Below are 23,287 nucleotides of genomic sequence, written 5' to 3'. Positions count from 1 at the left end.
TAAGGCAGCGCCCGGGGAGCCCTCGTCCCCAGGCGCTGCGGTCTCAGTGGTCCGGCTGGTCCGGCCGGTCCGCGTCGAGCACGGTCTCCGGGATCTGGACGTTGACCAGTTCGCCGGTGCGCTGGTCGACGGTGAGGCCCCGGCCGAGTTTGCGGCCGCGCAGATGGGCGTGGGCGAGGCGGGCGCCGATGTAGTCGCCCTCCAGGACGCTCTGCGGGCCGAGGAGGACGCCCTTGCGGTGCCGTTTGAGGGAGCTGAGCCAGCCCATCGCGCCCGTCATGGTCTCGGCGGTGGCGGCGATGACGATGCCGATGCCGTGGTCCCTGCCGGACTGGGCCAGGGAGCGCAGGTTCTGGTCGATGTCCGGCAGGACGAACAGGTCGGCGTCGTCGACCATGACGACCCGGGGTCCGTCGCCGGATTCCAGGGCCTCGGTGAACTCCTCGACCGTGGGTTCGGTCGCGGTGATCAGCCGTACGCCGGGGTGGCCGCCCAGGGTGCGCAGGGGTGACTCGCGGGGCGCGAGGATCACCAGCCGGGTGCCGGCGGCGAGCAGGGAGACCGCCAGGGCGGCCAGGGTGGTGCTGCGGCCGGAGCCGGGCGGGCCGACCACGGAGAAGGTGGGCGAGGTCTCCGCGAAGTCCACGCCGACCGGGGAGACGTCGTCGCCGCCGAGGCCCAGCAGACCCCACATCGGCCGCCGGAACTCCGCCCCCACCTTGTCGTAGGCGTCGGTGAACGTGACCTTCACCGGCAGGGTGCCGATGCGGGCGGGCCGGCGGTCGGTGGGGAGGCCGGTGTCGCGGCGGGCGGCCTCGGCGCCGATCGCGCGCAGCGCCTCGGCCTGTTCCTGGCCGGTGGCGCCGGGGGCGAGCAGGGCGACCTGGATCTCGGTGCCGCCGTCGGAGGTGAAGCCCCGGCCCGGGAGGATCAGGTCCGGGATGTCGCGGGCCCGCTTGCCGACGGCGTGGTAGTCGGTGCGGTCGTTCAGGCGCAGCAGCAGTTTGTTGTCGTTGAGGGCGGTGGCCCGGCCGGACAGCAGGGCGCGTTCGGAGGTGGCGACGATGTGCAGGCCGGCGGCGGCGCCCTCGCGCAGGAACCGGTTGAGCTGTTCCACCAGGCGCCCGCCGTTGTGGTCGGCGACGGCCTCGATCAGCGCGTCCCAGCCGTCGATGAACACCATGATGTGCGGCGGGCGGGCGCCCGCGCCGACCGCCCCGCGGAGTTCGGTGAGGTTGCCGGCGTGCTGTTCGGTGAGCCGCTCCTGACGGCGTTCCAGTTCACCGTCGAGCCTGGCGAACAGACGTTCGAGCCGCTCGATGTCGCCCCGGGGCACGACCGCGCCGCAGTGCGGCAGGACGCCGAGGGCCGTGAGGGCGCCGCCGGCGAAGTCGATGCCGTAGAGGTGGACGTCGGCGCTGGAGTGACCCCGGGCGAGGGCGCCGGCCATGGTGCGCAGCACCTGGGAGCGGCCGGAGCGCGGGATGCCGATGACGTACAGGTGTCCGAACTCGGCGAGGTCGAGGCGGACGGGCAGCTGGGCCTGGGCCTCGGGCAGGTCCGACAGGCCCCAGGAGACGGGGGCCAGACGGGCGCCGCCGGGCTCGTCGGGCTGGGGCAGGTCGTCGATCAGGAGGTACTGGTCGAGGGCCGGGAGCCAGGGGCTGGGCTGTGGGGCGCAGCCGGCGAGCGCGGACGCCTCGGAGACCGCCGCCACCAGGGCGTTGAGGTCGGTGGGCACGTCGTCGCCGGCGGTGTCGGCGGCCGGGTCGCCGCCCTGGTCCGCCTCCGCGGTGCCGGGGAGTCCGGCGGCCCGGCCGAGGCGCTGCCAGTGGAGTTCGGTGCCCCAGACGCGGGACTCCTCGGCGGGCCGCTGTTCGGGGGCCTCCGGGGTGGGCTGCGCACCGGGCATGGGGGTGCCCGCGTAGGCGGTCTGGAAGGGGACGACGGTGCCGTGGCCGAGGCGGGCGAGGGCGCGGCCGGGGGTGGCCGGGGAGATGCTGACGGCGTCCTTGGTGTCGATGACGTCCATGCTCTCGGAGGCGTCGGTGACCCGGAGCGCGATCCGCAGGTTGGTGTTGGCCCGGATGTCGGAGCTGACCACACCGGCCGGGCGCTGGGTGGCCAGGACCAGGTGGATGCCGAGGGAACGGCCGCGCTGGGCGATGGACACCAGGCCGGGGATGAAGTCGGGGATCTCCCGGTAGAGGGTGGCGAACTCGTCGATGACGATCACCAGGCGGGGCACCGGCGGGAGTTCGGGGGTGCGGCGGCGCATGCCCTGGTACTCGGGCAGGTCCTTCGCCCCGGCGTCGGCCAGGATGTGTTCGCGGCGGGTCAGTTCGGCGGACAGCGAGGTCAGCGCGCGCTGGACGAGGTGGCTGTCGAGGTCGGTGACCATGCCGAGGGTGTGGGGCAGGTCGACGCAGTCCTTGAAGGCGCTGCCGCCCTTGTAGTCGACGAGGACGAAGGTGAGTTCGTCGGGCCGGTTGACGGCGGCGAGGGTGGCCACGAAGGTCTGGAGGAGTTCGGACTTGCCGGAGCCGGTGGTTCCGGCCACCAGGCCGTGCGGGCCGTCCTTGACCAGGTCGAAGGCCACGGGGCCGTCGTAGCCGGCGCCCAGCAGGACGCCGGTGGAGGCGGGCCGCCGCTCCCAGCGGGCCGCGATCTGCTCACCGCTCGGCTCGGGCAGGCCGAGGAGTTCCAGGAGCCCGACCTCGGTGGGCAGGCCCTCGGAGGCGTCCGGGGTGACGTCGCGGATCGGGGCGATGCCCCGGGCCACGCGCTCGCACCACTCGGGTTCGACCAGGTCCGGGCGGATGTCGGTGATGTCGGGCCGGCCGGTGCGGCGCAGGGTCAGCCGGTGGTTCTCGTGGCGGACGACGGCGGTGCACTCCTCGGGCAGGAGCCGTTCCTCCTGGTCCAGGCAGAGCGGGAAGATCCGCACGGCCGGGCCCTCCTTGAGGATGGAGACCACGCCGGGCACGTCGCGCAGCCGCCGGGCGCCGTCCATCACCACCAGGACGTCCGGTTCGCTCAGCAGCGCCTTGCTCATGGTGGACTCGGCGGCCCGCTGGCGGGTGCGCAGGGTGGATACCAGTTCGGCGACGCGGTTGGCGACCGTCTCCGGGTCGTTGCCGATCAGGGTGACGGCGCCGCCGCGGATGCCGGGCAGGCCGTCGCGGGAGTGCGGCAGCCAGCGCGCCCAGTGCCAGGACTCCTCGGCGGCCTTGTCGGTGAGGACGACGATCCGCAGATCGCGCGGGGTGTGCAGGACGGCGGCCTGGGCCGTCATCCAGCGGGCCAGCGCCCGCACCGGGCCGGTCGCGCCGGCCAGGCCCACCACCCCGCTCTCGACGAGGCCGACGCCGACGGGGGCGTCCGGGATCGTCCAGTGGACGGCGGTGTGGTTGTCCTCGCGGGCGGTGTCGTCGATGCCGAGCAGGGACGGCTGCGGGGCGGTGCCGATGCGCAGGGACAGATGGTCCGGGTCGCCCCGGCGCCGCTCCCACAGCCGGCGCCCGGGGCCGACCGCCCAGAGGCCGGCCACGGCGGGGTCGGGCGCGCTCTCGGTGCGCAGTCGCCGCTCGGTGGCGACCTTCTGCCGGACGTCCTCCTCCAGCGAGGCCCGGCGCTGCCGGTAGACGCTGGACTTCTCCTCGTAGTCCTTGCGGGCCTGGCGTCGTCCGCTGACGTAGTTCGCGGCGATCAGGACCGGCGAGAGGAACATGAAGATCAGATAGAAGTATGAATTCAGGAAGAACATCATGCTGACGCCGAAGACCATCGGGGCGAGGGCCACGAGCAGCGGTATCGGGCGGCGGGCGGGGGGATCGGGCGGTCCGGGGAGCCGGAACCGCTCGGGGGCCAGATGCGGCAGGATGCGCGGCGGCCGGTTGTAGTCCAGCCCTCCCCCGCCCTCGGACGGCACCACCGCGGCGTCCCGGACGGCCGGTTCGGTCAGCCGCAGCAGATGGTCGCCGACGGACAGCTCCGCGCCGACGGGCCAGAGCACCCAGCCGTCGGGGAGTTCCGCGCTGTCGTCGTCGGCCTCCTCCGGCGCTGTGTCCTCGGTGTATTCCTCGTCCTGCTCCGCGAGCGGCAGCAGCGGGGTGTTGGGCCTGCCCCGGTGCTCCGGCGGCTCCGGGACGGACAGCCGCGCCGGGCCACCCTCGGGCAGCTCCACCACGGCCGAGCCGTCCGGGCGCACGGTCACCCGGAGGCCCTCGCCCGGCATGCCCCTCCCGTCCAGCGGGACGGCGGCGTCCGCGAGCGGGCCGATGCCATGGGTGCCGAGGCCGAGCGGGTGGACCCGTCCGGCGTCCGGGCCGCCCACCACCTGGAGTTCGACCACGGGTGAGTGGTCCGTCCGGTGCGGCTGCGGCATGGCGTCGCGCTCGGGGCCGTAGGCGGTGGCCGGGGACGGCTGCGGGGCGCCGAGGGCGACGACGCTGCCGTCCATCAGCCGGGTGGCGGCCAGCGGGGTGCCCGGGGCGAGGGGTTCGTCGCCCAGATAGCAGGCCGGGGCCGGTCCCGGGGCGGCGGGCGCGGGTCCGGTCTCGTCCGTGTCACCGGAGCGCAGCCGGGCCAGATGGGCGGCGACGTCCTCGACGGGGGTGCTTCCGGAGGCGCTCAGCAGCACGTCCTGGCGACCGGTGGCGTCGCCGTCGGCGACCGTGGTGATGAGGAGTTTCACTGCTCCCCTTGGGGGTGCTCGGGGGTGGGTGGTTCGGGTGGGGTGGTGGCGGGCCGGGCCGCCGGTCACGGGGCTCGGAACTCGGGGCTCGGAACTCGGGGCCCCGCCGACGGCTGTCGGTCCGCTCCGGTGAGGACGTCAGTCCTCGCGGACACCGGAGGAGGCGGCGGTGGTGGTGCGGTCGCGGGCGGCGGCCGGTTCGGCGAGGAGTTCGGAGCCGGTGGTGGTCCGGGCGGGGGCCGGGGCCGGGAGGCCGGGCGCCGGTGTCTCCTCCCGGAGGGTCTCGGCCTCCGCGAGCACCTGGGTCACCTCGGCCGTCCGGGCCACCGCGATCCGTCGCGTCTCCTCCGCCTCTCCGGCCGAGGGGATCCGTCGGGTCTCATCGGCCTGCCGGGACTCCCCGGCCTCCTGCGGCCGAGACTCGCGGTGGTCGGGCCGGGGCGCCAGGGGAGTGCCCCGGCGCGGGGCCGACTCGCGGCGCAGTCGGCGGCGGTCCGCGCGGACGGCGGCGGCGACGGCCCCGCCGAGCGGGGACGCGTCCGCGTCCAGCCCCAGTTCGGGCGCGACCACCCGGCCGCGGCCGTCGACCCGCAGGGCCCAGCTGTGGCCCGCGACCCGGCCGTCGATCAGACAGACGACGGCCCCCGAGGCGGCGAGGGCGCCGAGCCGCCGAGCCTGGTCCGGGCCGGGGGCCGCGCAGACGACCACGGTCGTGCCGGCGCTCCCCGACTCGTCGAAGCCATCGGTGCCCTCGGTCTCCCGGGGCTCCTCGGCCGTCTCCTCCAGATCGCGCAGGACGGCGTCGAGCCGGGGCCCCCGGTAGTGCGGATGGACCCCGTCGGTGACGGTGACCGAGGCCCCGCTGCCGGGCCGGTCCAGCTGGGCGGCCAGCGCCTGGAGCAGCCGGCCCCGGGCTGCGGTGTCGCCCTCGACGGTGATCAGCCGTGGCCCGGCGGTCAGATCGAGGTGGACACAGGCGTCGCCCGCCATGCCGACGGCGACCGGCAGCGGACGGATCCGCGCGCCGGTGCGCGGGCGGCCCTGCGGCAGCCCGTCCGCCTCGGCGAGGGGCAGCTCCCAGCGCTGCGGGCCGGGTTCCTCGGCCGTCTCCCAGGGGGCGGGCGGTTCGGGCAGCGGACGGGCGGCGATCTGCACGGCCGCGAGCCCGGCCTCCGTGCGCACGGCGTGCGGGACCGCGCCGGGCGCGTCGGCGAGGGCGGTCGCCGCCGCGTCCAGCAGCCGGCGTACCAGCAGGCCGCCCCGGGGGTCGGAGAGATGGCGGGCCAGGGCGCGCACACCGCGCCGGTGGCGCCGGTAGCCGCGCAGCGGTTCGCCGAACGCCCGCCGGGTCAGGGTCAGTTCACGGCCGACCCGGCGCCGGAAGCGCCGCCAGCCGCCGCGTTTGCGGATCAGGTGCCGGAGCAGCAGGACGAGCAGCAGCAGGACGACCACGGCCACGATGAGCAACGTGAGCAGCGATTCGGTGGGCTTGCCCAGCGCGAGGACCGAGCCGTACGCAGGGTCGGCGGCGGCCGGGTGGGACAGGGCAGGGCCGGACCCGGCGGGCGCGGTCACGCCGCTGCCCGCGTGTGCTCCGGGTGTCTGCGGCGCAGCTCCCGTATCGCGTGATGGGTGCGGGACTTCACCGTGCCCGGGGGTATGCCCAGGGCGTCGGCGGCGTCGCTGCCGGTGCAGCCGAGGACGTAGACGTAGAAGAGCACCTCGCGGTGGGAGTGCGAGAGCCGGGAGAGGGCGTGGACCATGAAGCGGCGCTGGACGGCCTGGCTCATGGGGTCCACGGTCTCGGCGTGGTGCTCCAGGGCGTGTTCGTGGGCGACCTCGTGGTGCGGGCGCTCGCGGCGGGCCCAGTCGATCACCAGGTTGTGCGCGACCCGCATCAGCCAGGCCCGGGACGGCGACCAGTCCGGCGGCTGGGTGGCGGTGCTCTGCCAGGCGCGGACCAGGGTCTCCTGGACGAAGTCCTCGGCACGCTGCCGGTCACCGCGGATCAGACCGGAGACATAGCGGAGCAGCGGTCCGTGGTGTTCCTCGTAGAGTCTGCGGATCGAGCCGTCGGCGGCGGGCGGCGCTTCACCGGAGGCGGGAGCGCTTCCCGTCGCGACGGGACTGGGCATGGACGTTCTCATAGATTCCCCCAGGGCCGGCGTGAGTCTTCTGTGCCGGTCCGGTCGGGCGCCGCGACGGCGGCGTTGCTGGGCAGGGCTGAGCAGGGCTGAGCGCGGGTACCCGGGATGACCTCGCGGTTCATGGGTGGAAGGCGAGGTTCCGCAAGAGGGAGTCTATGAGTGGTTCTGCAGCTTTCAAGGGTTCCTGAGAGGAACCTGAGGTTACCGATGAGTTGTCCGAAAAACCGAACAGGGGTGCCGGCCCGGGGGAGTGGGCCGACACCCCTGCGCAAGGGACACCGACGGAAGGGGGAGTCCGGGTCGGTGTCCCGGCTCGGGGGGACCCGGATCAGTCGGGGATGCCGCTGGCGATCTGCTTGTCCAGGTTGTTCACGGCGTTGCAGATGTCCCGGAACTGCTTGGAGAACTGCGTGATGTTGGTCACGGCCTCGGTCAGCGACTTGTTGAAGTTCGCGTAGGACGTCTGCATCTTCGGGCTGGTCGCCGCCAGCAGCAGGCCCCCCTGGAGGAGGTTGTCGACCTCGGCCTGGATCGAGGACAGCCGCGGGACCAGCGTGTCGCTGACCGCGGAGTCCAGCTTCCTCGCCGTTGACTCGACTTCCTCGTCGTCGATGACGTTCTTGGCCATGGGGCACCTCGTTCTGTGTCGTCGTTGTCTTTGTCGGACCCGGCGACGCGGGTCGCGCGGGGGGGGCTTCGGGTGGGGCGTCCGGGCGGGCCGACGCCCCGGGTGGGTCAGCGCCAGTTCTCGCCCAGCGTTCCGAGGGGTGGTTCGGCGCTGGAGCGTTCGTGACGGGTGATCGAGTCCCGCAGGTACCAGGACCCGTCCTCCGCGCGCTGCCAGATCTCCTGGATCTCGTTGTTCCCGTCGGCGACGAAGCGGGTTCCGGTGTTCTCGTTGGTGACGACCTTGGTGAGGGAACCGTCGGAGCCCGTGTAGTCGGTCCGGGTGACGCCGTCCTGCACCGTGGTCGTCGTCCCCGGAGCGGTGGAGCCGGAAGGGCGGCCGGTCGTGTCGACCAGGGGGTTCTCCACCGTGAGATACGCGGGGGGACGGTCCAGGAACCGCTGGTCGTCCTCGCTGCCGGCCTGGGAGTCGAGGTAGGTCTCCTTGTCCATGGTCAGCTCCCAGTCACCGTCCGGCCGCTTCGTCCAGATCTGGAGGGTGTCCCGGCCCGTCTCGTCGGTGACGTAGCGCTTCATCCACCCGTCGGGCGAGCCCTCGGGGTCGGAGTCCATGTAGACCTTGGTGACGGAACCGTCGGAGCTGCGGATCGTGGTCACGGAGTCACCGTCCCGGGACAGCGGGTGGTACGTCTCGGAGTACGTCAGGCCCGTGTTCTTGTTGGTGACGGTGGTGGTCGTCTCGACGGGGTCGCCGTGCTCGTCGACCTTGATCTCGCCGTTCCCGTCCAGCTGGTACGACACCGTGGTGGTGCTGTTGCCGTCGTCGATCGTGTAGCCCTTGGGCACGAAGGCCTCGTCCGGCAGATCGTCCAGCTGACCGCGCAGGCCCCTGAGCCGGCCGACGTCGGCGTCCTTGTCCGGGTCCCAGTCGCGGAGCTTGTCGTACTCCTCGCCGAAGGTGTCCTGGAGGTCCTGCTGCCGCTGCTGGACGGGCTTCTCCTCCTCGGTGAGCGCGGTCTGCTCCTTGTCGGTGGCCGACTGGTCGTCCCACAACTCCTGCTGACGGGACTGCAGATCGTCCGACTCCCGGTCCAGGGGGTCCAGCCGCGTCTGGAGGTCGGTGCGATCGGCCTCCAGGTCGTCCCGCTCGGCCTTGAGCGCGTCCTCGACCTCCTTCTGCGTGGACTTCTCCAGCGCCCAGAGCTCCTTCTGCCTGGCCTGGAGTCCGTCCTGCCGCTCGGAGAGGGGCTCCTGGGCGCGGCTCAGCGCGTCCCGCTCGTCGTCGAGTTCCTTCTGCCGGGCGCGCAGCGGGTCGAACGCCTTGTCCTGGTCGCGCTGTTCCTGCTCCAGGGCGTCCCAGCGCGCGGAGAGCCCCTTGCCCTCGGACTCCCACAGGTCGTCGCGCTCCTTGTCCAGGGCGTCCTGGCGGCGCTGCCAGTCGTCGAGGTCCTCCTGGGTGGCCCTGCCGCCGCTCAGCAGGGTCTCGCGTTCCTCCCAGAGGGCGTCCTGCCTGGCCTGGAGGGCGTCCTGCTTGCCGTCGTAGGCCTTCTGCTCCTGCTCCAGGGCGGTGGCCTTCTTCTCCAGGGCCGCGTCCTGTTCCGCGCGCAGGGCCTTCTCGTCGGCCCACAACTGCTGCTGTCCGCGCTGGAGTTCCTCCTGCCGGGCGATCAGGGGCTCCTGCTCCTTGCGGAGGGCCTCGTAGTCCCGCTGCAGTTCGTCCCGCTCGGCCTGGAGCTTGGCCTCGCGCTCCGCGAGGAGGTCCTTCTCCTCCTGCCAGAGCTGCCGCTGTCTGGCCTGCAGCGCGTCCTGCTCCGCGATCAGGGGCTCCCGCCTCCTGGCGAGCTCCTCCTGCTCCTTGTTGAGCTCTTCCTGGCGCTTCTGCTGGGCCGCGGTCCGCTCGTCGATCCGGTTCCGCTTCTCGACCAGCGCGTCCTGTTCCTTCTTCAGCCGCGCCTGCTGGGTCTGGTAGCGGGCTTCGAGGTTTCTGGCCTCCTGGGCGCGGAGCTTGCCGTTCAGCGCCTGCTTGCGGATCTCGTTCTGCCGGTGGGCCTCGTCCCGGACCTGGGCGGTGACCTGCTGGGCCGCGCCGGCGGCGTGGGAGGCGTCCTGGTCGTAGAAGGCCTTGCCCGCCTTGTCGAGGAGGTTGCCGAGGTCGGTCATGGCCTGCCAGCCCTCGCCGAACGACTTCTTCCAGGCGCCGTAGAAGTCCTCCAGCGCCTCCGCCGTCTCCCGGCGCGGGCCGATGTCCCCGGCGGCGAACGTCTTGTCCGTCTTCGAGGCGACGTCGAGTTCGTCGCGCAGGTGCCACAGATGGCGGGCGAGGACGGTCATCAGGTCGTAGTCGTAGGAAACGCGCACCATGTCCGCCGTCCTTTCCTCGAAGCGGTCGTGTTCGTGCCGAACGGCTTGTGGACGCCGAACCGCCCTGTAGACGAGGACTCGGGTCCGGATGGTTCAAAGAAATTTCGTCCGCACCGCGTTGACCGGCGAAAACTGTGGCGTGCGCCACTTTCTTGAACTCCTGGGCCACCTCGGTACGTCTGCTTTCGGTACCCCAAGTCCCGGACCGCCTGGAGGACTCCTTGGCCACCTCCGACGAGTGGAGCAGAGTCGGATTCACCGGCAATCCGGTGTCGGGGAATCCGGGCGTCCTCGACATGGTCACCAAGGAGCTGCGTGACCTCAGCGATCTCTCCGGGCGGGTCAGCAACGGCCTCGACACCCTGCTGACCAAGGCCGAGGACGGCGGCTTCGAGGGGCGGACCGCGGACGCGCTGCGCACCTACGTCAAGGACGAGCTGAAGACGTTCATGGCGAACATCAACCGCTCGTTCGACATGGCGGCCGACGCCACCGCCCGCTACGCGCGCGCCCTCGGGGACTCCCAGGACCGGGCCGAGAACGCCGCCGACACCGTCGCCGCGCTGGAACGGGTCGGCGGTACGCCGCTCGCCGAGAACGATCCGGAGATGACCCGCGCCCGGAACGAGGTGGACGCGGAGATCGACACCGTCCAGGCCGAGGCGAAGATCCTGGAGGACACGCTGCGCGAGGCGGCCCGGCTGGTGTCGCGGCCGGTGAAGAAGCCGAAGCAGAGCTTCTGGAAACGGTTCGTGTCGACGTTCTTCAAGGTCCTGGAGATCGTCGCGCTGGTCATCACCCTCGTCGCGGCCGTGATCGGCGGCCCGCTGGGACTCGTGGCCTTCGGCCTGGGCACGGTGCTCTTCGCCAAGGCCCTCGTCGACTACGCCATGGGCAACGGCAACGCCCTCAGCCTGGGCCTCGCCTTCCTCGGCATCCTGTTCCCGTCGACGAAGGGGCTCACCACCCTCGGCGGGCTCGCCCGGATGGCCTCGGCGGGCGGGAAGGCGCTCGGCGGCGCGCTCTCCGCGAGCGGACGGCTGCTGTTCCGGGGCGGCGGGATGCTGTTCTCCTCCCCCGGCCGGCTGCTGTCGCTGGCCGGACAGGGCCTCGTACGGTTCGGCGGCGGGCTCGGCACCCGGGCCGTCGGCGGGTTCATGGCACTGCCCCGGGTCCTGTCGAAGACGCCCGCGATGCTGGGGTCGGCCCTGCGGTTCATGGGCGGATTCGCCCGGGGCACCTTCCGGCAGGGCTGGTCCGCGCTGACCCGCGACTTCGTCGAGTCGACCGCGTTCATCGGCGGCGGCACGGCCGGCCGGCTCGGTGTCTTCACCTTCATGAGCCTGGGCCGGCTGACGATGACGGCCCTGCTGCCCATGCGGTACTCCGAGATCGCCCGGTTCGGCTACCGGGGCGCCGCCCGCATGGGCTTCATCGACCGCGGTCTGCACTTCACCCCGCGCGCGCTCCGGCCGCTCGGCAGAACGGGCTCCCTGGCAGCCGACCTCACCAACCAGACGGGTCGCAACCTCGACCGGGGCGGAACCCTGCGTCCCGTGACCGGCACGGACACCGGGCAGCTCGCCGTGCCCGGCACCCCGGAGTTCACCACCACCCTCGACGAGCTGGCCGAGATCTCCGTGACGCCGGTGGCCACCCCGCGCACCCCGGCCTTCAGCTCCCTGACCGGCACGGGCAGCCCGCGGATGCCGTCCGGCCTCGACGAGCTGGGCGGCAGGCTCGACACCCTGGACACCCTCGCCACGGTGGGGCTGCCGGTCGGCACGGTCCCCGGCGGTCAGCGGCTCGGCGTGCTGGACCCCCTGACGGGCCGGGTCGCCGACGATCTGACACCGCCCCGGCCGCGCACCACGCTCGGCCTGTTCGACCAGGTGAACGAGTTCGGCGCCCCCCTCACCCCCGGCTCCCCCACCACCCTGCTGCCACCGCGCACCGCCGTCGACCAGCTGCGGGAACTGGACGAACTGATCGGCATGGAGCGGACCTCGACCGGGCTGCTCAAGCCCCTGGACGAGCTGACGGACCTGGCGGAGGTGAGCCTCGACGGCAGGCTCGGCGGTCTGACCGAGTTCCAGGTGGGCAGGATCCTGGACGGCGAGATCGACCTGGTGAAGGTCACCCCGGACGGGGTCGTCCTGCGCGTCGGGACGACCGATCCGGTGGACGTCCGGGTGCGGTTGAAGGACGGGGTGAGGGTCGATGTCCTCGGACCGTCCGACCCCCGCGTCCCGACCTGGAGTGCGGCGACCGGCGCCGACGGCCTGGACGACCTCGGGATCAGGCTCGACGACCTCGCCCGGCTGATCCCCGACACCACCGACGGCTCCCGGGGCGCGCGTGATCTGCTCGGCCTGGGCCCGGTCCGGACCGACCTGACCACCCCGGTCGGCAAGGGCACCACGTTCACGCCGCTGACGCTGCGGGACATCGTCACCGGCGGGGCCACCGGCAGGCTCGCCACGGAACGCTTCCAGGCCTGGCTGCGCACCCAGACCACCCAGGTGCGGCTGGACACCGCCGGGCGCGGACTCGGCGAACTCGACGCGCTGACCGACGTACCGCCGCTGAGCCGTGCCAAGGCCGAGCTGGATCTGAGCGCCGCGCGGATCGACTTCGACCGGTCCCGGCTCGCGTTCGACCGGCTCGGGATGAACCTGGACACGGTCCGGCGGGACATCACCGTGATGATGACCCGGATCGACGGTCCGGGGGCCGCCCTGCCCACCGGTGAACTCCGTCTGCTGGACGACCTCGGACGGCCCACCGGCCGGTGGATCACCATGGAGCCCGGACCGACCGTCACCTGGGTGCTCAGGTCGGACACCGGGATCGTCCCCGACGTCCGGGTGCGGATGGTCGACGGCGCGTTCACCGTCACCACGCCCGAGGGCGTCGTCACCCGGTTCGGCGCCGACGGCAGGCCCGCGGTCCTCGGCGACCCGGGCTCGGTCACGCTCCCCCGGCTGCCCGGGACGGGCCTGGACGAGGTGGTCCTGCCCCCGCCCGCGCAGCTGGACCGGCTGGCGTTCGCCGCCGACCGCTCGGTCGACATCCAGACCATCACGCCCGCACCGGTCTGGCGCACGACCGAGGAGACGCTGTGGCGTATCGAGGGCAAGCGGCCCCTGGACCAGATCTTCAGCGAGGGGTTCACCGTCCGCGATCCGCTGGAGACGAGTCTCGACGTCATGGTCAGGACCGGCCAGCCGTCGGCGTTCCTGAGCACCACCACGGACCGGAACCTCGTCTGGGACGGCATCCTCAAGTTCGAGATCGAGGCGTCCGGCGGCATCGACGTGGGCAGGACGTTCGAACGCTCCATGGGTACGGACGCCTGGCGGGCGTCGGGCTGGGCGTCGGAGAACGAGATCGCCTTCCCCGGCGGTCTCGCCTCGGAGTTCATCCGGGGCGCGTACCGGCTGGACGCCCAGGCCAACCCCCTGGAATGGATCCCGAACCCCAACTTCGGGGGCAACAACCCCTTCCCGGAGCTGGCGTTGGCGCCGAGGGGCGCGGGCGAGGGCACCTCGGGCATCAGCGCGCTGGACTTCCAGGGCCTGTCCCTCGACGACCAGCTGCGGCTGCTGGACCAGCTCGACCTGGGCGGGACGAGACCTCTCGACGACCTCGGCTCCCTCGACGGGGCCGGCTCCCTGGACGGGATCGGCAGTCAACTGGACGAGATCGGCAGCCAGTTGGACGATCTCGGCTATCTGTCGGACGACTTCACCTTCGACCGCTTCGACGCGCCCGCGCCCCGGACCGACACCGTGCTGGTGGACCCGGCGGACTTCGCGGGCACCACCGGCCTCCGCACGGAGTGGCAGCGCGCCCCGCTGGAGAACAGCGGGTTCACCTTCACCGACGGGGCCGGGGACATCCGGCTGGTGTTCGGCGCCGACGACGTCCGGCAGTTCACCGACATCCGGCTCCCCGGCGGTGACGGCTTCGTCCGCTTCGACGCCGGGGCGGGCCCCGGGTCCCTGCCCCGGGTGGTCGGTCCGGACGGGGTGCCCCTGCCCGGCGGGGCGACGATCGAGCCGGTCCGGGGCGCGCTCGGCGTGGTCACGGGAGTGCGGGTGCAGTCGCTCGACGGCGCCTGGATCGGCCGGTTCGACCTGGACGGGACGCGTCTGTCCGAGCAGCTGACCCTGTCCGGCCCCGTCGGCGGCCCGCTGACCGGCTCCCGTCTCACCACCACGTTCACCTCGCTCCCGGGCGGCGACCGGTCGGCGACGTTCCGGCTGACCGTGCCGGGGCTGGGCGAGGGCGCCTTCGACGTCGTACGCCTGGACGGGGAACTGGCCCAGCGGCTGCCCGGCGGGTTCTCGATCACCGACACGGCGACGGGCGGGCGGTTCGTGTTCGACCGGGGCGGCCGTTTCGTGGACCTCCCGACGGACGGGGCGCCCCCGATACGCCTGGACGTCTCGGGCTCGACGACACCGAACTCGACGACGGACCTGCCGTCGACGCTCAATGACCTGGGCGACCTCGGCGGCGCGGGCGGCCTGGGCGACCTGGCCCGACTCGGCGATACGGGCAGCCTTGGCGAACTGGGCGATCTGGGGCGCCTGGGTGACCTCGGCGAGGCCGGGGACCTCAGCCGCCTGAGCGATGTCGGCGACCTCGGGCGCCTCGGAGACGCCGGTGACCTCGGCCGCCTGGACGAGCTGGGTGACGTCGGCGCGCTGAACCGGCCCACGCTCCCCGATCTGCCGCGCACGGATCCGACGTCGCAACCCACCACGTTCGACGCCCGGTTCACGTCGACCGTGGGCGATGGCGCACCGACCCCGCTGAACCCGGCCCGGTTCGACGGCGTAGCCCTGTCCGGTGCCGACGAGTTGGCGAATCTGCGGCTGCGGGTCACGGAGTTCCCGGCGACCGATCTCGCGCCGGCGTCCTTCCGGATCGATGTGCTGGACTTCGGCGCCCCGGGCGGTCCGGTGCGGCTGGAGAACGTGAACGTCACCCTCCGCGAGGGCGGCGGACTGAACGTCACGGGTCCGCAGGGCGGCGTGCGCTGGCAGATCGACGCCCTGGGGCGGCTGGAGTACCGGGAACTGCCGCTGACCGGCACCGATCTGGCCCTGCGCCTCACCGACGACGCCCTGAACCCGATGCCGAGGGTGGTCGGCCCGGACGGGGTCCCCGTCCAGGGCGCGACGCTCACACCGGTCCGGGCGGCCGACGGCACGCTGGGCGAGCTGACCGTACGGGTGCCCGTCGCGGACACGGGCGGGCTCACGGCGGTGTGGCGGTTCGAACCCGGCGGCACCCTGCGCGGGCAGGAGCTGCCGCTCACCCTGCCGGGCCTGGACGGACCGGCGGGCCTGGGCGTCAAGGTGACGATCACCCCCGGAGCGGGCGCCACCACGACCAGGGTCCTCGAACTGACCGGGCCGGCGAACCTCACCGGCTCCTTCCGGCTGGGCCCCATGGACGGCTCGCTCGCCGGACGGCTGCCGAACGGCTTCACGGTCACCGACACCATCACCGGCTCCCGCTTCCACTTCGACGCGAACGGGCGGCTCGTGATCCGGGACGTACCCGCCCGGGACGGCTCCGGCTTCCTCCGCTTCACCGAGGACGCCGCGCCCGGCACTCCCCCGGTCCGGCTCGACGACCTGGGCGGCCCCGCCGATTTCGGCGGCGACCTGGGCGATGTGGCGCGTGTCTTCGAGCGCACGCTCGACGAGGCGGGCGGCCCGCGCGGCCCCCTCGACGACCTCAACCGCTTCCCGAGCCCGGACGCCCCGCACACCACCCCGCTCCGAGGACTGGACCATCCCACCCCGGAGGAAGGGTCCCTCGTCGACGGCCTCTGGAACGACCTGACCCAGGACATCCGCCCCCTCTCCACCGACGAACTGAACCGCCTCCTGAACCCGGACTCACCACGCACCGACGCGCTCTCGGAGATCGGCGACGTGGCGGACGCCGAGCTGGACTCGGCCCTCCAGGCACGCCTCGACGCCCTCCGGCAGGCGAACGACGGACTCCGGGGCGCCGACGACCCGATCCGCGTCCCACTGTCCGGGGTCGACGACCTGGCGGACTTCGACCTGCGGGTGACCCGCCTCCCCGCGACCGACGAGGCGCCCCGGGGCTCGATCCGGCTCGACCTGGCCGACCGCGTCCCCGGCGGCACCGGACCGGTGCGCGCCTCGGACTTCACGGTCGAACTCCTCGACGACAGCGGCAGGTTCGCCGTCATCGACCCGGCCGGCACCACCCGGTTCACATTCGCGCCGGACGGCGCCTTCCTCGGCCGGCAGACCGCTCTCGCCCATGACGGGTTGCCGCAGGGGATGCGGCTCGATGTGACGATCACCCCCCTGGGGGACGGCACCAGGCGGGTCGCGGTCGATGTGATCGGCCCTCCCGGCACCACCGGCTCCATCCGGTTCACCGGGGTGGACAACACGCTGTCCGGGCGGCTGCCCGGCGGATTCACCCTCACCGACACCCTCACCGGCTCACGCTTCCACTTCGATCACACCGGCCGTCTCGCCTTCCGCGATCTGCCCGACCCGGAGGGCTCCGGATTCCTCCGCTTCACCGAGGGCGCCGGGTCCGACACCCCGCCCGTCCGGCTGGACGAACTCGGTGGCCTCGGCGACCTGGGCAACCTCGGCGGCGATCTGCGCGAGCGCTTCCCCCTCCACTCCGTCCCGGAGCACGAGGTCCTGGACGAGGCCCTGGACGACGCCCTGAGCAACGCCGAACTCTCCGACATGTTCGGCCGTACGCTCGACGAGGCCTCAAGCCTGCGTACGGCGCCGGAGGGCGCCCCGGCCGACATGTCCGGCATCGCCGGTGCCATGGACTTCCTGCACACGGCGCCCGACTCCGCCACCTTCCAGGGCCTGGACCTGCCCGGTGTCCAGCGGCTCGCCGACGACGCGGCCCTCTCGCTGGACCGCCTCGGTCTGCGCCCGGGGCTGCTGGGCGACCAGCTGCGGGAGATGACCACGCAGGCCCGGCTGGTACTGCGGCGCCAGGGGGCCTCCGCCCTCGGCGACTATCTGGACCTGCCGCTCGCGACCCGCCTGGAAGACCTCCAGGGGGCCACCCCCGCGGGCCGCGTCCTCGGCGACTTCACGGTCACGCCGACTCCGCACGGCGGGCCCGGCGGCAGCCGCTACACCGTGCACCACACCCCGTCCGACATCACGCTGGGCTTCGACGCGAACCGCGGGCTGACCTACCAGGAGGTGTTCCTGCGGGGCGGCCCGACCGACCTGGACGGACTGAAGCTCGGCGTCGCCGGCCGTTCGGCGGACGGCGGCCCGTGGACGCCCACCGCGGTCGACTTCGTCGGCACCCGTCCGGCGGACGACCTCCTCACGGTCGCCCCGAGCACCCACGTGCCCGGCGGCCTCACCCTCACCGACGCGGCCGGCACCACGCACTGGCACTACGGCCCCGAGGGCGTGCACGCCTTCCAGGACGTCCACCTGCCCGGCGACCGGGGCCTGTTCCGCTTCGACGCCGACGCCCCCGGCGGCGTCCCCCGGGTGCTGGACCGGGCGGGTGGTGACCTGCCGGGCTTCCGCGCCGAGCTGCTCGACGACGGCCGGATCGCCCTGATCCCGACCGGGAAGGCCGCCCAGCCCCTGGAGCGCACGGTGTTCGACCCGGCGGGCAGGCTCCTGGAGGAGACCGTCGCCGTCCGGGTCAAGGGCGGCAGGGCCAACGGCCAGTTCTGGAGGATCGACCACGCGACGGGCAAGGCCGTACGGCTCGACTCCTCGGGCACCCCGCTCACCGGCCGCTTCGACACGGCCACGCTGGAGAAGTCCGCCACCGGCCAGGTCAAGCTGATCGGCGAGGGCAAGGTGACGCTGTTCGAGCGGGAGGTGCTCGGCAACGGCAATGTCCTGCACCTCGATCTGGACCGGTCCGGGCGGGCCCGCTGGACCGAGTTCGACGAGGCCGGGAACAGACTGCGGGCCGGGGAGCGGATCTTCGACGGCGACCGCCGGACCTTCCACGACACGCTGCCGTACCGCTGGGCCCCGATGGACGTCCTCGACGTACGCACCTACACCAAGACCCTCGACGGCGGTCTGATCCGGGCGGAGAAGAACGCGGAGGGCGACTGGGTCTGGACGCGTTTCGACAAGAACGGCACCGAGGTGCTGCACGGCACCCGTGACTGGTCCTGGACCAGGATCGGCTACAAGGACACCTATCTCGACCCGGCCACCGGGCAGCGGGCCGTGGCCCAGCGGCGGGGCGACGTCTGGCCGTTGGACGGCTACCACGGCTCCCGCCAGTATCTGGAGCACCCGGTGCTGTCCGGCCCGGCCCCCGGCGGAATGCGGGCGAACCCCCTGGTGCACACGGCCGTCGGCCCGAACAACAAGCCGATCGACTTCATCGACGAGCTGACCGAGGAGGTCACGCAGCTCGCCGACGGCGGCACCCTGCACGTCGCCCGGATCTCCGACCAGCGCCTCCCGGCGGCGGCCTGGTACCCGCGCGCGGGCCATGGCCGGTTCGACGGCTTCTTCCGCAACTTCTTCACCGGCGACTCCATGTTCCAGGTGTCCAAGTGGACGGAGACCGCGGCCGACGGCACCGAGCTGAAGGGCGTCCGGCTGGCCGCGCACGGGGGCCGCGGCTGGCAGGACATCGACCAGTTCGGCCGGATCGTCCGGGAGACCCGCACCCTGGAGAACGGCAACGTCATCGAGGTGGGCCGCAGCGCCACCGACCCCAGGCAGTGGGGCACCGCCCCGAAGTGGAACGGCTCGGCGGACGCGTACGAACTGCCCTGGCTGGACACCAGGAGCGGCACCACCGGCACCCGGCACGTCTCCGCAGACGGCGGCTTCGTGGACGTGTTCGAGGACGCGGACGGCAACGAACTGCTGTCCCTGCGCTCGCAGGGCACCGGGGTCCGCGAGTACCTGGGCGAGAACCCGGCGCGCGGTATCGGCGCCGACGACGTCTCCGGGGTCTGGGTGGACAAGAACACCCAGCTGCAGATCACCGGCCGCCGCGACCACTGGGGCGACCTGTACGTCGAGGCCCACGGCAACCCGCGCAAGGACCACTGGACCTGGAAGGCGACCGGCCCGGACGGCGAGGTCACCGAGGGCGTCCGGATCCAGAACCGCGGCTCGCTGGTGCGGACCCGGACCTGGGACGACTCGTTCGTCGACTTCGAGCGGCTGCCGAACGGGCGGCGGGGCGACGCGATCCGGGAACGCAACGCCACCGGCGACGGCTCCGTCTGGGTCGACGCCACCCGGGGCTCCGACGGCGTCTGGACCTGGCAGAAGACCGGCGCCGACGGCACGGTCACCTCGAAGGGCGTCCGCACCTACCAGGACCTCGCGGGGGGCCGCTGGAGCGACCACATCGGCACCGACGTCGTACGGTTCCGCGACGGCGGCCGGGTCCGCGAGTACGCGTACACGGTGAACGAGCGGGTCGTCCCGCCGCCCGTGGACCCCGGCCGGATCACCCTGTCCGATCTGCTGTCGCGGTCCGCGCGGCACTTCGAACCGGATGTGTCGGCCACCGTGAACCGGGAGGTCTGGCAGGAGTTCGACATGGGCAAGGTGCTCCACCGCCGTGATCCGGTGGAGGGTGTCGAGGGCCGGTTCCGGGAGTCGGAGTCGCTGTGGGGCCAGTGGCGCGAGTACCAGGACGGCCGGATGGTGGCGCAGCGCACCATCACCGGACGGGTCTGGGTCACCGACGCCTTCGGCCGCTGGGCGAACTTCGACATCGCCAAGCTGCCGGAGATCAGCAGTCTGCCCAGGGTCGGCGGGGAGGTGGGCCTCGACGGGCACCGCAGCTGGCGGCTCATCGGCCGCGAGGCGGACTTCCGCGGCTACACGGCCGAACTGCGCGGCTTCAACCGGGAGTTCCGCGATGTGTTCCACGAGATCTGGACCGGTGTCGAGGACGGCTCCTCGGCCGCGATGCCCATGTGGCGGCACCAGATACGCAAGGCCGTCACGGACTTCACCATGGGCTATCTGATCGAGTTCGGCACCAGCCTCGCCGTCTCCGCCATCACCGCGGACCTCGGCAACACCAAGTTCGACCCGACCGTCGCGCTGCAGCGGGCCGCCCTCAACGGCGCGATCGGCGGCGGCATCCGCGTCAGCGTCAACGTCGCCTACGACACCACCCGTCTCGGCTACGTCAAGTACGGCCTGACCAACCTCGACCAGGGCCAGGACTGGCACCGCCACCCCCTCGCCTCCAGCGACGACTGGGACGGCGAGTGGACCGTGTTCGAGAACCCCACCCGCTGGCGCTCCGGCTCCTACGACTTCTTCAACGGCCTGGGCGTCGGCGTCCTCACCGGCTTCGTCAACAACGCCGTCAACGCGGCCGTGTTCGGGGTGAACGGGCAGAAGCGCACCGGCCTCGACGCCCTCGAAGCCGGTGCCTGGGGCGCGGCCGGCTCGGCCTTCTCCGGCATCACCAGCGGCCTCCTGCGCTACACCTGGCACGCCACCGCGGGCTCGCGGATCTTCCACCGCGGCGGCCCCGGTGAGCTGATCTGGCAGGCCGCCGAGGCCCTGGGCGCGGGCACCCTCAGCTACGGGCTCAACAACAAGGACACGGCCAACATCCAGCCGTCCCGCGCCTTCCCGCCCACAACCACCGCACCCACCGCACCCGCCCCGACAGCACCCACCTCACCGCAGCCGCTGACCCTCGACCCGGCCGCGCTCCCCGACGGAACGGAGCTCCTGTGACCCCCACCGCCACCGTGCACCGGGTGGCCCCCAAGGGCCGCGGCACGCACCGCACCATCGCCTCCGCCGTGCACGCCGCCCGCGACGGCGACGAGATCCGTATCGCCCCCGGCGAGTACGTCGAGCAGCTGCTCCTGGACCGCGCGGTCCGGCTGCTGCCCGAGGACGGCCCCGCACACGCCGTACGGCTGCTGGCCGCCTCCCCCGGCCGCCCCGTGCTGGAGGTCACGGCCCCGGGCGTACGGGTCGAGGGTCTCGTCCTGACCGGCCAGGACCCGGCGCTGCCCGCCGCGCTGGTGGCCGCCGGCGCCCTGGAGCTGGTGGGCTGCGAGATCTCCGGCGGCCGGGTCGAGGCGGGCGGCGACGCCTCGCTGACGCTGACCGACTGCCGGGTGTCGGGGACCGAACTGGCCGCCGTGCACCTCAACACCACCGGCCCGGCCCGGCTGACCCGGGTCGTGGTCGAGGACGTCGAGGGCACCGGTGTCGTCGTCGGCGCCCGTGCCGTCGCCGAGGCCGCCGAGCTGACCGTACGGCGGGTCACCGGCTCCGGTGTCCGGGTGCGCGGCGCCGCCCGCGCGGTGCTGCGCGAGTGCCGGATCTCCGGGCCGGGCCGCAGCGGTCTGCTGGTGGAGGACGAGGCGGCCGTCGCCGCGCTGGACTGCCGGGTCACGGAGACGGGCGCCGAGGGCGTGCGGGTGCTGGGCAGTTCGGCCCGTCCCGAGGACCCGGAGGGCCGCGCGGGCCGGGAGAGCGGGCACGGCGGTGTCCTGCTCACCCGCTGCGAGATCCTGCGCACCGGCACGGACGGGGTCGCCGTCTCCGGCACCGGTGACGTCCTGCTGCGGGACTGCCGGCTGCGGGACGGCTCGGGGCCCGGGGTGAGCGCGGACGGCGAGAGCCGCGTGGAACTGGTGGACTGCCACGTCGACCGGGCGCACGGCTCGGGTCTGGTGGCCCGGGGCACGGCCCGGCTGACCGCCGAGGGCACATCGGTGACCGGCAGCCGCGCCAACGGGCTGCTGGCGGGCGACCGTTCCGAGGTCCGGATGGCCGCCGGGGACATGACGGACTGCTCGTTCAGCGCGGTGCACGCCTGCGACGACTCCCGGGTGACGCTCACCGCGTGCCGGATCGCCTCGACGGCCGAGCACGGGATCCGGGCCACCGACCGGGCCGGGCTGACCGTCGAGGGCGGGCGCGTCACGGACTGCGGGCTGTCCGGGGTACGGATCGACAGCGCGGCCGAGGCCCGGATGCGCGGTCTGTCCGTGGTGCGCGGCCGGGCCGGGATCACCACCGAGTCGACCGGGACGGTGGTCCTGGAGGAGTGCGACGTCACGGACGCCGAGCGGGCCGGGATCTCCTGCGGCACGGGGACGACCCCGGTGCTGCGGGACTGCCGGATCAGCGGGTCCGGCACGGCCGGGCTGGTGATCGGCGAGCGTGCCACGCCCAGCGTGGAGGGCTGCACGGTCCGGGACGCGGCCGGTTCCGGTGTGGTGGTGGGCCCGGGGGCCGAGCCCCGGGTCAGGTCCGTCACGGTGGCCAGGACCGGCAAGAACAGCCTGTTCGTCGGCGAGAGGGCGCGCGGCACCTTCGAGGACTGTGTCTTCGCCGGGGCGGGCAGCGACGGTACGGCCTTCCCGGCGCTGCATGTCGCGGCGGGCGGGGCCCCCGTGCTGCGCGGCTGTCTGGTCCGGGACACCGAGGAGGACGTGGCGCTGGAGAAGGGCGCCCGCCCGGTGTTCGACGACTGCCTCTCCCGGGACGTGAGGAACCCGTCCCTGCCGACCGGCGCGGACCAGTCCCTTGCGGCCTCCGGGAGCCCCGGCGCGGACCCGGGCTCCACGGCACGGGAGACCGAGGCGCCCCCCGAGGACACGATCGAGGACCTGCTCGCCGAACTCGACGGCCTGGCCGGGCTGGACCGCGTCAAGCAGGACGTCTCGTCCCTGGTGAAGCTGATGCGGATGGTCCGCCGCCGCGAGGAGATGGGCCTCGCCCCGCCCCCGCTCAGCCGCCACCTCGTCTTCACCGGCAACCCCGGCACGGGCAAGACGACCGTCGCCCGGCTCTACGGCCGCATCCTGGCCGCCGTCGGTCTGCTGGAGCGCGGCCATCTGGTCGAGGCCGACCGCTCGGCCCTGGTCGGCGAGTACGTCGGCCACACCGGCCCGAAGACCTCCCGGGTCTTCCAGCAGGCCCGGGGCGGGGTGCTGTTCATCGACGAGGCCTACTCCCTCACCCAGTACACCGGTTCGAACGACTTCGGCCAGGAGGCCATCGCCACCCTGCTGAAGCTGATGGAGGACCACCGCGACGACGTGGTGGTGATCGTCGCCGGTTACCTCAAGGAGATGGAGGTCTTCGTCCGCTCCAACCCCGGCCTCGCCTCCCGTTTCAACCGCACCCTGCTCTTCGAGGACTACGGCAGCGCCGAACTGGTCAGCATCGTCGAGCACCAGGCCGCCCAGCACCAGTACGAACTCGCCCCGGACGCCCGCGAGTCGCTCACCGCCCGCTTCGACGCCATGCCCCGGGACCGGGGCTTCGGCAACGGCCGTACGGCCCGCCAGCTGTTCCAGGCCATGACGGAACGCCAGGCGTACCGGATCGCCGAACTGCCGGACGCCACGGAGTCGGACGTGATGACGCTCAGACCCGAGGACATCCCGCAGACCCCTTGAGCCACCCCGCGC

7 protein-coding genes are annotated in these 23,287 nt (G+C 73.1%); 2 read left to right on the top strand and 5 right to left on the bottom strand.

Going from position 1 to position 23,287, the window contains the following annotated elements:
- Positions 1-43: 43 nt before the first annotated feature.
- The 5 genes from F9278_RS36530 to F9278_RS36510 form a co-directional block, all read right to left on the bottom strand.
- On the bottom strand, positions 44-4,696 hold the full coding sequence (locus F9278_RS36530; RefSeq protein WP_152172118.1) for an FtsK/SpoIIIE domain-containing protein: 4,653 nt from the start codon (positions 4,694-4,696) through the stop codon (positions 44-46).
- Positions 4,697-4,834: 138 nt separating this feature from the next.
- Positions 4,835-6,271 (bottom strand): hypothetical protein, encoded by a 1,437-nt coding sequence (locus tag F9278_RS36525; protein WP_152172117.1) that lies wholly within the window; start codon positions 6,269-6,271, stop codon positions 4,835-4,837.
- Positions 6,268-6,831 (bottom strand): sigma-70 family RNA polymerase sigma factor, encoded by a 564-nt coding sequence (locus tag F9278_RS36520; protein ID WP_193241791.1) that lies wholly within the window; start codon positions 6,829-6,831, stop codon positions 6,268-6,270. The genes F9278_RS36525 and F9278_RS36520 overlap by 4 nt, the downstream gene beginning before the upstream one ends.
- Before the next feature lie 340 nt (positions 6,832-7,171).
- A complete protein-coding gene (locus F9278_RS36515) occupies positions 7,172-7,471 on the bottom strand; it encodes a hypothetical protein (RefSeq protein WP_152172115.1) in 300 nt (99 codons plus the stop codon).
- 107 nt (positions 7,472-7,578) lie between these two features.
- A complete protein-coding gene (locus F9278_RS36510; RefSeq protein WP_152172114.1) occupies positions 7,579-9,831 on the bottom strand; it encodes a coiled-coil domain-containing protein in 2,253 nt (750 codons plus the stop codon).
- Between the two features lie 221 nt (positions 9,832-10,052).
- Here F9278_RS36510 and F9278_RS36505 point away from each other — a divergent pair, with 221 nt between their 5' ends.
- Together F9278_RS36505 and F9278_RS36500 are read left to right on the top strand one after the other, a co-directional pair.
- Positions 10,053-20,585, top strand: a complete 10,533-nt coding sequence (locus tag F9278_RS36505) for a scabin-related ADP-ribosyltransferase (RefSeq protein ID WP_152172113.1) — start codon at positions 10,053-10,055, stop codon at positions 20,583-20,585.
- Positions 20,582-23,275 (top strand): right-handed parallel beta-helix repeat-containing protein, encoded by a 2,694-nt coding sequence (locus F9278_RS36500; RefSeq protein ID WP_152172112.1) that lies wholly within the window; start codon positions 20,582-20,584, stop codon positions 23,273-23,275. The genes F9278_RS36505 and F9278_RS36500 overlap by 4 nt, the downstream gene beginning before the upstream one ends.
- Positions 23,276-23,287 lie beyond the last annotated feature (12 nt).

It is taken from the genome of Streptomyces phaeolivaceus (assembly GCF_009184865.1).
In the GTDB taxonomy this organism is placed as follows: Bacteria; Actinomycetota; Actinomycetes; order Streptomycetales; family Streptomycetaceae; genus Streptomyces; species Streptomyces phaeolivaceus.
Note: the sequence above shows the minus strand (reverse complement) of the source record. Positions and strands in the feature narration are given on the sequence as shown.

Bases quoted from the DNA above. Each gene is read 5' to 3' on its own strand.
- F9278_RS36520 (WP_193241791.1), bottom strand. From the start codon at position 6,831: ATGCCCAGTCCCGTCGCGACGGGAAGCGCTCCCGCCTCCGGTGAAGCG.
- F9278_RS36515 (WP_152172115.1), bottom strand. From the start codon at position 7,471: ATGGCCAAGAACGTCATCGACGACGAGGAAGTCGAGTCAACGGCGAGG.
- F9278_RS36510 (WP_152172114.1), bottom strand. From the start codon at position 9,831: ATGGTGCGCGTTTCCTACGACTACGACCTGATGACCGTCCTCGCCCGC.